General features: G+C 68.3%; 11 protein-coding genes. 5 read left to right on the top strand and 6 right to left on the bottom strand.

The annotated features are described in order from the left end of the window. The first annotated feature begins 48 nt into the window (after positions 1-48). Positions 49-1,410 carry a hypothetical protein gene (locus GXY35_08835; GenBank protein NLW94682.1) on the top strand — a complete coding sequence of 454 codons (1,362 nt, stop codon included), beginning with the start codon at positions 49-51 and terminating at the stop codon, positions 1,408-1,410. 35 nt (positions 1,411-1,445) lie between these two features. Then, entirely contained in the window at positions 1,446-2,414 is a 969-nt protein-coding gene (locus GXY35_08830; protein ID NLW94681.1) for a Ppx/GppA family phosphatase, read from the top strand. 84 nt (positions 2,415-2,498) lie between these two features. Here GXY35_08830 and GXY35_08825 read toward each other — a convergent pair whose 3' ends face one another. The 6 genes from GXY35_08825 to GXY35_08800 form a co-directional block, all read right to left on the bottom strand. Continuing rightward, positions 2,499-2,966, bottom strand: coding sequence for a hypothetical protein (locus GXY35_08825; GenBank protein NLW94680.1), 468 nt, complete (start codon positions 2,964-2,966; stop codon positions 2,499-2,501). Between the two features lie 158 nt (positions 2,967-3,124). Next, a complete protein-coding gene (argF, locus tag GXY35_08820; GenBank protein NLW94679.1) occupies positions 3,125-4,063 on the bottom strand; it encodes an ornithine carbamoyltransferase in 939 nt (312 codons plus the stop codon). Between the two features lie 72 nt (positions 4,064-4,135). Then, entirely contained in the window at positions 4,136-5,374 is a 1,239-nt protein-coding gene (locus tag GXY35_08815) for a threonine synthase (protein NLW94678.1), read from the bottom strand. A 94-nt stretch (positions 5,375-5,468) separates the two neighbouring features. Beyond that, complete coding sequence (gene arcC, locus GXY35_08810) at positions 5,469-6,440, bottom strand: carbamate kinase (protein NLW94677.1); 972 nt, start codon at positions 6,438-6,440, stop codon at positions 5,469-5,471. Positions 6,441-6,496: 56 nt separating this feature from the next. Next, positions 6,497-6,763, bottom strand: a complete 267-nt coding sequence (locus tag GXY35_08805; protein NLW94676.1) for a hypothetical protein — start codon at positions 6,761-6,763, stop codon at positions 6,497-6,499. A gap of 32 nt (positions 6,764-6,795) precedes the next feature. Next, the gene (locus GXY35_08800) at positions 6,796-7,812 is read right to left on the bottom strand and encodes an ornithine carbamoyltransferase (protein NLW94675.1); all 1,017 of its coding nucleotides are present in this window, start codon (positions 7,810-7,812) and stop codon (positions 6,796-6,798) included. Between the two features lie 514 nt (positions 7,813-8,326). Between GXY35_08800 and GXY35_08795 the strand changes: the two genes are divergently transcribed. The 3 genes from GXY35_08795 to GXY35_08785 all read left to right on the top strand — a co-directional run bounded on the left by GXY35_08795 (position 8,327) and on the right by GXY35_08785 (position 13,032). Further along, positions 8,327-9,520, top strand: a complete 1,194-nt coding sequence (locus GXY35_08795; protein ID NLW94674.1) for a hypothetical protein — start codon at positions 8,327-8,329, stop codon at positions 9,518-9,520. Positions 9,521-9,812: 292 nt separating this feature from the next. Then, positions 9,813-11,288: a pyridoxal-phosphate dependent enzyme gene (locus GXY35_08790; GenBank protein ID NLW94673.1), complete on the top strand. Its 1,476-nt coding sequence runs from the start codon at positions 9,813-9,815 to the stop codon at positions 11,286-11,288. 172 nt (positions 11,289-11,460) lie between these two features. Beyond that, positions 11,461-13,032, top strand: coding sequence for a PQQ-binding-like beta-propeller repeat protein (locus tag GXY35_08785; protein NLW94672.1), 1,572 nt, complete (start codon positions 11,461-11,463; stop codon positions 13,030-13,032). The last annotated feature ends 50 nt before the right edge of the window (positions 13,033-13,082 follow it).

The following is a 13,082-nucleotide window of genomic DNA, read 5'->3' as shown; positions in this document are numbered from 1 at the left end:
CGCCTCGGCGGCGCCCGCCCGCGCCGGCCGATGCGGGGGGAGGATCGGATGACGATGGGACGAAACGCCGTCTCGCCGTCCGTGCGCCGGGCGCCCGCCGTGCCGGCGCGCCGTGTCGCCCTCCTCCTCGGCCTGCTCCTCCTCTGTGTTGCCGCCGCGTCCCCCGCGCCTGCCGCCGAGCTCCGGATCATGTCCTGGAACGTGACCAAACTCAGCCGAAAGGCCGGCGTGGAGACGGTGCGGATCATCCAGGGCCTCGCCCCCGACGTCGCGCTCCTCCAGGAGTGGTACGTCGGCTACCCCGTGCGGGACGACATCGAGGGGTGGATCGAGGCCGCATTCGGGGACGGCTTCTCGTACCATAGGGCCGACAGCGGCTATTTCAAGAACGGCATCGTGAGCAGATGGCCGATCACCGCGTCGGGGAGCTGGCCGGATCTCCAGAAGCCGAACTACAATCACGACTGGGCGATCATCGACATCCCGGGCCCGATCGACCTGCAGATCGTCAGCGCGCACCTCGACGCGTCCGATCAGGACGTCAAGATCGGCCAGATCAAGGATATCATCGACTACATCGAGGCCAACTTCTCCAACAGCCACTACCTGATGCTCGGCGGCGACTTCAACACCACCAATCGCACCTCCGAGCCGATCCCCACCCTCCTCGACGAGGCCAACTGGACCGACTCGTGCTGGGTCACCATCTCGGACGGGACCCCCCAGGACCAGAACGGCGACGACGACACCAATCTGAACCGCACCTTCAACTACGACTGGCTCGTCCCCAACACCCTGCTCGGCGCGCAGATCATGCCGCTGGACCTCGGCGGCGACGGCGGGCCGTACCTCGGCGGCATCGTCTTCGACAGCCGCGTCTTCACCCCCCTCTCCGCGGTCGCCCCGATCCAGTTGGGCGACACCGACAACGGCGCCCAGGATCACTGCCCCGTCGTGAAGTCGTACGACATCCTCATCGCCCCTCCGACGCCGACACCGACACCCCCAGTCGGGCCCACCCCCACGCCGGGCACCCCCTACTCGGACTGGCCGGTGAAGCTGCATGCCAACGGCGCCGTCCTCCCCGCCGACGGCACCATCTCGGTGACCGCCACCCTACACGGCTGCCTGACGCCGTTCTACGCGTACGTGCGGCTCATCGATCCGTTCGGGCGGATGATCTACCTGCAGAGGATCCCCGGGGTCGAGACGCGGCTCGTCCCGACCGTACCGGTGCGGTTCATCGAGGACGGCCCGTGGGTGCTCGATTTTCCGCTCGACGGCTACCCGGTGCTGCAGACGCCGCTCGCCGGAGCCGCCCGCGGCCAGTGGAGGATCCAGGGCGCGTTCCTCGACACGGAAGGCAACTTCGTCGGCGGGATCAACGAGTTGCGCGTCACCATCGAGTAACCGGGGGCGCCCCGCAAATACCCGCCTCCCTCCGCATGCGCACGGCCGCCATCGACATCGGTTCCAACTCCGTCCGCCTCCTCGTCGCCGAGCGCGCGCCCGGCGGGGGGCTCTTTGTGTGCAGGCGCGGCCTCGAGATCACGCGCCTCGGAGAGGGGATCGCGAAGGGCGGCGCCATCGCGGAGCGGGCGGCGGAACGGACGCTCGAGGCGGTCGGGCGGCTGGCGGCGGCCGCCCGAGAGGCGGGGGCGGCATCCGTCCTTGCATTCGGCACCGCGGCGCTGCGCGAGGCCGCCAATGCCCTCGTCTTCATCCGCCGCGTGCGCGAGACGGCCGGGATCGATGTCAGGGTTCTGACCGGCGGGGAGGAGGCGCTGCTCGCCTGGCGCGGGATGACCCGCGTCCTTTCGCCTCCGCTTGACGGCGTCGTCGCGGTCGACATCGGCGGGGGGAGCGTCGAGCTCGCGGCCGATCCCGCCGGGGGCTTTCCCGTCTCGGCGAGTCTGCCCCTCGGCTGCGTCAGGATGACGGAGCGGTTCCTCTCTTCCGACCCGCCCGCCGGCGCCGGGATGGAGGCGCTCCGGCGGCACGCGTCGGAGACGCTGGCGGCTGGAATGCCGACCTCCATCCCGCGCCCGGCAACGCGCCTCGTCGGGGCTGGGGGCACGATCACCTCCGCCGCGACGCTCTCGCTCGGCCTCGACACCTACGCGCCCGAGAGGATCCACGGTTTCGCGCTCACGAGCCGCGAGGTCGGCCGCCTCGCCGCCCTCCTCGCCTCCCTGCCCCTCGCCCCGCGCAGGGAGATCCGCGGCATCGAGGCGAAGCGCGCCGACATCCTCCCTGCCGGCCTCCTTGTCCTGGGGGCGGTGATGGAATTCTTCTCCGTCCCGTCCCTCACCGTCAGCGACGAGGGGATCCTCCACGCCGCCCTGCTCGAGTTATCGGGGTCGGACCAAGATATCACGTTGCGCGGGAATGAGTTACGTACAAATATTCCCTGAGAAAGGCCTTTGGAAGCGATCTTGAGGCCCAAAAACCGCAACTCCTTCCACCCCAACAAGGTTTTGTGGTCCGATCCCAAGCCGTCACTGAAAGAGGGGGATGCCGGGGTGGCGTGCGGCGAGGTCGATCAGGGGGCCTTTCAGCCCCATCACGAAGGCGATGTTGCTGCCGCGTATGACCAAGAGGCGGTCGCCGGTCGAGATCCGATAGGCGGCCAGCGTCCCGGGGGGGAGGCGCAGCGACCCGCGGCGGTCCACGGCGACACAGGCGTAGAGGCGTCCCTTGAAACGCAGCGGAACGCCCGCACGGCCGCGGCGGTCCGCGAGCTCCGGGTGCGCCGCGAGCACGCACGAAAGTTGCGATCCCGCCATCAGACGTTCCGTGGAGACGGTGACACCGCCGGTCGTCCGACTGCCCGAGGCGAGGATGGCCCAACCGCCGGGCCTGAGCCCGTACTCCCGCAGCGTTTCCGGAGGGACCGGAACGGCGCCTCCGGGCCCGACGCGCGACCAGCCGAATATGTACTTGCCACCCTTGGAGATCTGCGGCATCGTCTCCTCCCCGCCCGCCGACGGATCGCCTCAGTATACCGACGCGCACTCGCCGTTCACAGGGGCTTCAAGGACGCTGCGCGGCGCGGGGGGAAGGCGGCGGACCAGCCGTGCGGCACACGGCCCAACGCCGCGGTCGGGCTGCGGACCGTCGAGGGCTATCTTCGCGCCCCCATCAGGAGCGACATGACGCCCTTCTGGACGTGCAGCCGGTTCTCCGCCTGGTCGAAGATGATCGAGGCGGGCCCGTCGAGGACCTCGTCGGTCGCCTCCTCGCCGCGGTGCGCGGGCAGACAGTGCATCACCTTCGCGCCCCGCTTCGCCTTCGTCATCAGGCGCCCGTTGACCTGGAACGGGCCGAATACCTTCAACCGCTCCTCCCGCTCCTTCTCCTGCCCCATGCTCGCCCAGACGTCGGTGTAGACGATGTCGGCGCCGGCGACCGCCTTCGCCGGATCGCGCTCGAGAAGGATTTTCGCCCCCGCCTTCTCCGAGGCGGCCCATATCGCCCCGTTTGGCTCGTAGCCCGACGGGGGGCAGATGACGAACGAGAAGCCGAGCGCGGCCGCGGCCTCGACCCACGAGTTCGCGACGTTGTTCCCGTCCCCGATGAAGGCGACGGAGACCCCGCCTAGGTCGGGCTCGGCGGGATCGAGCCCGCGCTGCTCGGCGATCGTGTAGACGTCCCCGAGTATCTGGCACGGGTGGCTCAGGTCGGTAAGGCCGTTGATCACCGGGATCGACGCGTGCCGCGCCAGGTCCGCCACGTCCTGGTGCCTGAACGTCCTGATCATGATGCCGTCGAGGTAGCGGGAGAGCGTCCGGGCGGTGTCGGCGATCGTCTCGCCGCGCCCGAGCTGGAGGTCGCCCATACCCAGGTGGAGGGCGTGCCCGCCGAGCTGGAACATCCCGACCTCGAACGAGACGCGCGTGCGCGTCGACGGCTTGTTGAAGATCATCCCGAGCGCCTTGCCCGCGAGCACCGGGGTCGGCGTCCCCGCGCGGAGGGCGTCCTTCAACCGCTTCGTTTCGGCGAAGATCTCGTGGATCTCGCCGCGCGACAGATCGGAGATCGCGACCAGGTCCTTCACCTTCATCCCGAATCCTCCATCGAGCGCCCGCCCCGCCGCGGATTCCCGCGGATCCGGTCGATCGGCGGCCGCGCCGCGCTACGCCAGCTTCGCCGCCGCGACCGCCTTCTTCAGGGCCCCGAGGTCGGGCGCGATCGGCACCGTCTTCCCGGCGATCCGCATCGCCGTGTCCACGTCCTTGAGGCCGTTGCCGGTGACGAGGCAGACGACGCGCTCGCAGCCGCGGATCCCGCCCTCCCCGGCGAGCTTCTTCAGGCCCGCGACGCTCGCGGCGCCGGCCGGCTCCGCGAAGACGCCGCATTCCCTGGCGAGGAGCGGGACGGCCTCGAGGATCTCCTCGTCGGTCACCGTCACCGCCATCCCCGTGGAGTCGCGCACCGCCCGGACCGCCATCTCGCCGTCCCGAGGCAAATCGACCGAGATGGAGTCGGCGATCGTGGTCGCCCTGACCGGCCTGACGACGCCGTCGCCGTTGACCGCGTCGGCGATCGCGCTGCTCCTGGAGGACTGGACCGCGACGAGGCGGGGGAGCCGGTCTATGAGCCCCACGCCGTGCAGGTCGCGGAACCCTTTCCAGATCCCGCTGAGGATGTTGCCGTCGCCCACCGGCACCAGAACGAGGTCCGGGACCTCCCAGCCCAGCTGTTCACAGATCTCGAACGAGCAGCTCTTCTTCCCCTCGCGCGTGTACGGGTTGTAGCCGGTGTTCCGGTTGTACCAGCCGTACTCCTCGGCGGCTTGGAGGCACAGGTCGAACGCCTCGTCGTACGTCCCCTTCACGGCGAAGACCTTCGCGCCGAAGACGAGGAGCTGCGCGATCTTGGCCTTCGGGGCGGTCTCGGGGACGAAGATGATGGGGCGCAGGCCGATGCTCGCGCAGAGGCACGCGGTCGACGAGGCGGCGTTTCCGGTGGAGGCGCCGCAGATCTTGTCGAAACCGAGTTCGACGGCCTTGGCGACCGCGACCGCACTCGCCCGATCCTTGAACGAGGCGCTGGGGTTCCGCCCGTCATCCTTCACCCAGAGCGCGCCCGCCCCGACGGCCCCGGCGAGCCGGTCCGCCCGGTAGAGCGGCGACCAGCCGACCTGGAGCGGCATCACGCCCGCCTGCCCCTCGAGCGGGTACAGATCTCGATAGCGCCAGATCGAACGGTCGGCGCATCCGGCGAGCGCCGCGCGCGTGAGCGTCTTCCCGGCGGCCTTGTAGTCGTAGACGACGTCGAGGTTCTTCCCGCAGGCGCCGCAGACGTACGTCATCCCCCGGGCGTCGAACTCCTTCCCGCACCCGGCGCACCGCAACCCCAGAACGTGGTTCATCTCCCCACCCTTACGCGACGGGGGCCGAGGGCGCCCCCGCCCCCGGCCCCCGACTGCGATCGCGCCCCCCCGCCGCCCCGCGTGGGGCGCGGGATCATTCCTTCACCGGGTCCGGGATGATGCGCGTCCCGGCCCTGCCGACGAGGGCCTCGACGGCCTTGTCGAGCGAGGTGATGATGGCGCAGTCGCCGCCCCACTCGACGAAGCGGATCGCGGCGAGGACCTTCGGCCCCATGCTGCCGGCCTTGAAGTGCCCCTCCTCGCAGAGCCTCTTCATTTCGGAGACGGTGACGGTCCGGACCGGCTTCTCCTGCGGGGTGCCGAAGTGGATGCGGGCCGCATCGACGTCCGTCAAGACGAGGAAGATGTCGGCGCCCACGACCTCCGCGAGGCGCTCGCCGGCCTTGTCCTTGTCGATGACCGCCGCGGTGCCGCGAAGGTTGTCGTTTGTATCGTACACGACCGGCACGCCGCCTCCGCCCGAGGCGATGACGACGATGCCGGCGTCCACCATCCGACGGATCGCGACGTACTCGATGTTGCGGATCGGATCGGGGGATGCCACCACGCGGCGGAACCGTTTCGCCACGCTTTTGGGCTTGACCTCCTTGATGACGTAGTCCGGGCGCTCGCGCCGCAGTTTCGCGGCCTGGTCCTCGGTGTAGAACGGGCCGACCGGCTTCGTCGGGTCCCGATAGTCCGGATCGTCCTCGCTGACGAGCACCTGGTTGACGATCGAGACGACCGGGAGCGGCAGCTTCTCCTTCCAGAGCATGTTCTGCATCGTCTGCTGGAACATGTAACCGATCTGCCCCTGGGTCATCGCTCCGACGATATCGAGCGGCTGGGCCGGCACCTCTCCCAGCGCGCCCTCCTGCTGGAGGAGAAGGTTCCCCGCCTGCGGACCGTTTCCGTGCGTGATGACGAGCCGGTGCCCGAATCTGAGCATGCTCACGAGCTGCGCGCACGTGGTCTCGACGTTTTTGAACTGCTCCTCGGCCGTCCCCCTCTCGTCGGCCTGCTTGATGGCGTTTCCGCCCAACGCCACGACGATGATCCTCCTCATCGATGCTGCACTCCTTCCTGAGGTGTTTCACGCAGGCCTGGCCGGAGGCCGGAAACCTACCTCCGATCCTCGCCGCGGCGTGCCGTTCCCGCCTCGCGTCTGCGGCCGTACGCCCACTGCAGGAGCGCCAGGATGCACGACGCCGTCGCGAAACTGGCGATCTGCACCCCGAGCCCGTACCCCGCCACCGCCTCCGCCAGCGCCACCACCGCCGCAACGCCGAGGGGGAGGAGCGACGAACCCATCCGCATCCAGACCCCCAACAGCAGGAGGGTGGCGACCACGGCCCACGGCATCCAGGGTTGCACCGTATTCGGGTCCACGATCGCCCGCCCTCCCGTTGTTTCGCCGACGCTCAGAGTCCCGCCATCGTGAGGGCCATGATCGCCTTCTGCACGTGCAGGCGGTTCTCCGCAACGTCGTAGATGATCGAACGCTTCCCGCTGGCGATCTCGTCCGTCACCTCGCTCCCGCGGTCGACGGGCATCGGGTGCGTGAAGAGGGCGTCGTTGGTCAGCTTCATCTTCTCGTCGTCGCAGATCCACTCCGTGTGCTTGCTCGCCTTCTCGATCTCGCTCTGCTTGTCGAGATGGCCCGACTTGTAGGCCTCCGGCGTCACCCAGTTGCGGGAGTAGACCACGTGCGCGTCGCGGTACCCCTCACGCGCGTCGTGCGTGATCTCGAACTTCGACTTGTTCCTGGCGCAGTTGCCCTTGACCGCCTCGATCACCGCGGGGTCCAGGTCGTACCCCTCCGGGTAGGCGAGCGTGACGTCCATCCCGAAGCGGGAGGAGACGAGGAGGCTCTCCTGCACCGAGCACCAGGACCGGGCGAGGGCTCCCCGTCCCCATACCTGGACCAGCTTCTTGCCCTTGAGGTTCTTCCCGAGGTGGCGGCGGAGGCCCATGATGTCCGCGAGCCCCTGGCACGGGTGGAACTTGTCGTGGGCCATGCTGACGATCGGGATGCGAGCCCATTTCGCGTACTCCTCGAGGAGCTCGTGCCCCTGGCCGTAGTAGGAGATCTTGTCCTCGAGGATGCGGATGCCGAGGCCAACGGCGTAGCGGCTCATCACGTTCGCCGCGTCCTCGACCGTCTCGCCGGCGGTCCTGGCCGTCTTGAGGCGCATCGACGTCGGCTCGAGAAACTGCGCGTGACCGCCGAGCTCGGTCGCGGCGCACTCGAAGCTCTGCCGGGTACGGACGGAGGGGTTGTAGAAGAACATGAAGAAGGTTTTGTTCTCGAGGAGACTCGTGTACTTCTTGCTGAACCGATTCTTCTGCATATCCTCCGCGAGCTCGAGCACCTTCGTGAGCTCCGTGATGTCCCAATCCTGCGTGCAGAGCAGGTCCCTGCCGGTCAGTGTTGCCATGTGGCCCTCCCTCTCCTCTCTTCTCCCGCGCCCCCCCACGAACGCGCACCGCGCGCGCCCCATGAAGGCGCAGGTGGCAGGCGCATGGTGCGCCTGCCACCCGTCCAGATCAGGTCCGACGCGCCCGCGATCAGGTGCGCGCCACGATCGAATTCCAAACCTGCCGGCGCTTCTCCGCCTCGCCGTTCCACGACCCGTTGTCTTTCAACCGGAGCGCCGCCGTGCCGCACCAGTGCGCCCCGACTGTTGCAGAATGCAATAGTATGGGGCGGACGGAACCCGAAGTCAAGCCGAAAGTGGAAAACGGACGTGGAAAGCGGAACGCGGTCGCCCGAAAGCGGTCGCCGGGCCTGAACGTTCCGGGGGGATATGCGCAGCGGGGGGGAATGGATGCGCGAGGGGGGTATCCGGGACCGGATCCGCAGCAAGCCCGACCTGCAGACCGCAGCCCGGCGGACACGATGGACCGCCGGCGCGCTTTCGTGGTATATACAGCGCGGAGGATGCCGCCGTCATGCCGAACTCACTCATCACGAGAGTCCTGCGCAGGATCCTGCCGCTCTGCCTGATCCTGGCCGCGCTCCGGCCGACGGCGCTCATTCCAGGCCTCTTCCTCGGCGGGCGGTGCGCCGCGGCGCACGAGGAGCTCACCGGCGCTCAATTCCTCGCCGAGTTCAAGACGCGCGTCGCGGCACGCGACAGCGGCGCCTTTGTCCGTCTCGACGATTCCGACGTGGAGTGCTGCTTCAAGGCCCTGATCGAGGCGCTGCTCGCCGAAGACCTCCACGCGGCGGGGGTCGAGATCGACGCCCTCGATGCCTGCGGCGTGCGATACCGCACGCTGGCGCTCGCCGACACCCCGGCCGACGATCCGATTTTCGGTTTCATGGAGACGGCGTTCCCAGGCGATCCCGACTACCGCGGGTGGGGCGCGGCGCTCGTGCGCCCGCGCGCGCGCACCCGCATCGTCTACCAGGCGCCGCACGTACGTGCCGACCTTTACACGGAGGATATCGCGCTCCACGCGCTGCTCCGCGACGCCGGCGCGTGGATGGCCCTGTTCGCCGGCACCCATCGGTACGCCAACGGGGACGCGGACGGCGACGGGGATGAGGACTCCGACGCGGCCCACGACACCGAGAACCTGTTCCACGCGCTCACCGCCTATCTGGCGAGACGGGGCGAGGCGCGCGGCGGCACGCCATGGGTCGTGCAGTACCACGGCGCCGCCGATCGCGACACCGAGCCGGACGTGGTCGCCTCGGGCGGCGCCCCCGCCCCCGGATGCCCGCTCGTGTCGATCGACGACGCCGTGGACGCGGCCGGCAATATCCGGTCGGGGGTCTGCGGCTGGTCGGAAGAGAAAGAGGGCGAGGACGGCGACTACCTGCTGTGCGTCTCTTCGAACGTGCAGTACGCGTTGATGCGGGGGATGGGGATCGGAGACGGGTTCCTGCATCTCGAGATCGAGCGGGCAGCGCGCGCCGACTACCATGCGGGGAGCGGACCGGGTCATGACGGGGTGCTCGATCTGCTGGACGCCGTGGCGGAGATCCTCGGCGGCGCCTCCCCTCCCGCCCCGCGTCCCCTGTCCGTCAGGATCAGTTTCCACCCCCCCTCGGTCCCCACCCCCCCCGGCCACCTGAATGACGAAGGGCTGGACTACGGCTGCAGGGAGGAGCCGTTCCACCTCTACGGATGGCGGTGAGTGCCCCGCGCGGGAGCCGTGAACAGGCGGCATGGATCCGCGCCATACCCTCTTCCTTTCGTGGCGTGGATTATGGCACTTTCCAGGTGTGCACCTTTCAACCTCAAATCCTTAAAAAGGTGTGCACTTTTCAACCTTAAATCCTTGAAAAGGTGTGCACTTTTGAATCTTAAACGACAGTCGCCGCCATGGATGTTGAGTATCAGGCGCACCTGTGCTAATATCAGCTTTCGCGTCCTCCCCGCAGAAGGGGCGGGCGGTCACCATTACACGGAGGGGCGAGATGATCGGCATGATTGACCTGAAGGTCGACAAGAAGAAGCTGGAGAAGGCGGTCCAGCGCTGCAGGGAGCGCAACATCATCATCCCGACCTTCAAGGAGCAGAAAGACCCGTCGCGCGTCCCCGCCAAGATCAAGGCGCGCCTGAAGAAGACCGGCCTCTGGGACTTCGACTCCGTCAACCTCTTCCGGATCACCTGGAAAAACGAACCGGTCGCGAACGGCGGCCTCTACGGCGGCGTCAACCACCTCGAGCTCCCGAAGGAGCTCACCGGGACGGAGGCGCGCATCATCTGCCTCGTGGGCAAATGGTTCCCGACCGGGGCGCACAAGGTCGGGGCGAGCTTCGGCTGCCTCGTCCCGCGCCTCGTCACCGGGCAGTTCGACCCGACCGCCCAGAAGGCCGTCTGGCCCTCCACCGGCAACTACTGCCGCGGCGGGGCCTACGACTCCCATCTCCTCGCCTGCGAGTCGATCGCCATCCTCCCCGAGGAGATGAGCAAGGAACGCTTCGAGTGGCTGAAGCAGGTCGCCGGCGAGGTCATCGCCACGCCCGGCGGCGAGTCGAACGTCAAGGAGATCTACGACAAGTGCTGGGAGCTGCGCAGGACGCGCAAGGACGATATCGTCATCTTCAATCAGTTCGACGAGTTCGGCAACCACCTCTGGCACTACGAGGTCACCGGCCACGCGATGGAGGAGGTGCTGAAGAAGGAGATGCGGAACGGCGACCGGTATGCGGGCGTTGTCCTCACGACCGGATCCGCCGGGACGATCGCCGCCGGCGACTACCTCAAGAAGCGCTTCCCGACCAGCAAGATCGCCGCCGGCGAAGCGTGGCAGTGCCCGACGCTCCTCCTCAACGGCTTCGGCGGGCACCGGATCGAGGGGATCGGCGACAAGCACGTCCCCTGGATCCACAACATGCGGAACACCGACATGATCATCGCCGCCGACGACAACGACTGCGTGAACGTCATCCGGCTCTTCAACGAGCCGTCCGGCCGCGAGTACCTCAAAAAGCAGGGGGTGTCGAAGGCGTGCATCGACCGCCTCGACCTGATCGGGATCTCGGGCGTCGGCAACATCCTCTCCGCCATCAAGTTCGCAAAATGGTACGAGCTCGGGGCCCACGACGTCGTCTTGACGGTCCTCACCGACTCGATGGAACTCTACGGGAGCCGCGTCACGGAGTACCGCGAGCAGTTCGGGGCCTACACCGAGCTCGACGCGGCGCGCGACTACCACCGCTGTCTGATGGCTGTCACGACGGACCGGATGGCCGAGCTCGGGTACTGGGACCGCAAGCGCGTCCACAACCTGAAGTACTACACCTGGATCGAGCAGCAGGGGCGCGAGCTCAAGGAGCTCAACGCCCAGTGGTACGACTACCCGGCCTACTGGGACCGGATCCAGGGCCAGGCGGACGAGATCGACGCGTTGATCACGGAGTTCAACGAGCGGACCGGGCTGCTCAAGAAGCTCTGACCGGCGTGACGGTTGTCCGCACGCTGCGGCAACGAGAGGCCGCGGAGGGCGGTGAGCCGCTCCGCGGCCCGATTCGCGAGGACGGAACGCGGACAGAGGGCGGCGCTTCCCCCTTCCGTGCGGGGGGGCGGCTGTGCTATGCTCATAGCGTCGCCCACAGGGGAGGATGCCTATGAGGCCGCGCGCTGCCGTCGCTCCCGCGCTTGTCGCCGCTGTCGTCACCGCCCTCCCGTTCCTCATAAGCTCCGCCTGCAGCGCGCAGCCCGCCGCCTCTGAGTGGCCGATGTTCCGCCGCGATGCGCGGCGCACCGGCCTCAGCGGCCGCCAGGGGACGCTCAACGGAACGCTCTCCTGGAGCTACCAGGCGGGCGAAGGGATCGTTTCCTCCGTCGCGCTCGGCACGGACGGCGAGCTCTACGTGGGGTCGGATGACACGCGCCTCTACTCCTTCACCCCGGCCGGCGCATTCCTCTGGAGCTACCAGTGCGGGGACAAGGTCGCCTCCTCTCCGGCGATCGCCGATGACGGCTCGATCGTCGTCGGTTCGGAGAGCGCCCGGATCCTCGCCCTGACGAAAAGCGGCGCCTTCATCTGGAGCTACCAGGCTGCGGATCCGGTCTCGAGTTCCCCGGCCATCTCCGACGACGGCCTCATCGCGCTCGGCAGCGACGACATGAACCTGTACGCGTTCTCCTCCACCGGGACATTCCTCTGGAGCTACTACTCCAGCGGCGCGGTGCACTCCTCCCCGGCGATCTCCTCCGACGGCACGATCCACTACGGCGCCGCCATCAGCGTCTTCTACGCGCTCAACAGCGTCGGGACCCTCGTCTGGTCCTTCAGCTCCGAGTACGGCGGCATCAACTCCTCCCCCGCGATCGCGCCCGACGGCAGCCTGGTCTTCGGGGCGCACGATCACCGGGTCTATTCGGTCTCCTCCTCGGGCGGCTTCTCCTGGAGCTACCAGACCGCCGGGCTCGTGGACTCCTCGCCCGCGATCGCCGCCTCGGGGGATATCTGGATCGGGTCGAAGGACAAGATCCTCTACGCGCTCGACTCGAAGGGGGCCCTGCGCTGGTCGTACACCGCCTCCCTCGAGATCAACTCCTCCCCCGCCCTCTCCTCGGACGGCATGGTCTACTTCGGCTGCGACGGGGCGTTCATCTACGCGATCGCCTCCTCCGGCGTCCTCGCGTGGAGCTACAAGGCCTCCGACGCCGTCTCCTCCTCCCCCGTGATCTGGGCCGACAGCAGGGTGAGCGTCGGTTCCCTCGACAGGTGCCTATACGTCTTCGGCGGCGGCCCTCCGCCGCCCACGCCCACGTTCGGCCCCTCGCCCACCCCGACCCCCTCCCCGTCGCCGACGCCCGTGCCGACGCCGCGTTTCCGCCTTTTCCTCAGCAGCCACTCGGCCAGCGCAGGGGAGCCGTTCAGCGTCCGCGTGCAGATCCAGCCGCTCGGCTTCATCGTCGACGCGTACGGCGTCATCTCCGGCCCCGCGGGGACCTACTCGTTCGTCCTCGGCCGGCCGATGGAGCTCGTTTCCGGGATACGGCCGATGGCCAGGAAGATGTACGGCCTCGATTTCGCCTACGAGGGCACCCTCTTTTCGCTCCCCCGGATCCCGCGGGGGATATCGGGAACCTACACGGTGACCGCGGGGTTCGTGCCCAAGGGCGCGCGGCCGGCGATCGAGAACGCGGTGTACCAGTACTACGCCCAGGCGCAGGTCATCGTACAGTAACGGCCGCGGCCGTCCGGCGACGCGGCGCATCCTTCAAACACGGCCGCGCC

The organism is Chlamydiota bacterium (assembly GCA_012729785.1).
Lineage (GTDB): Bacteria > Auribacterota > Tritonobacteria > UBA1439 > UBA1439 > UBA1439.
This window is presented reverse-complemented; position numbering and strand designations above follow the sequence as displayed.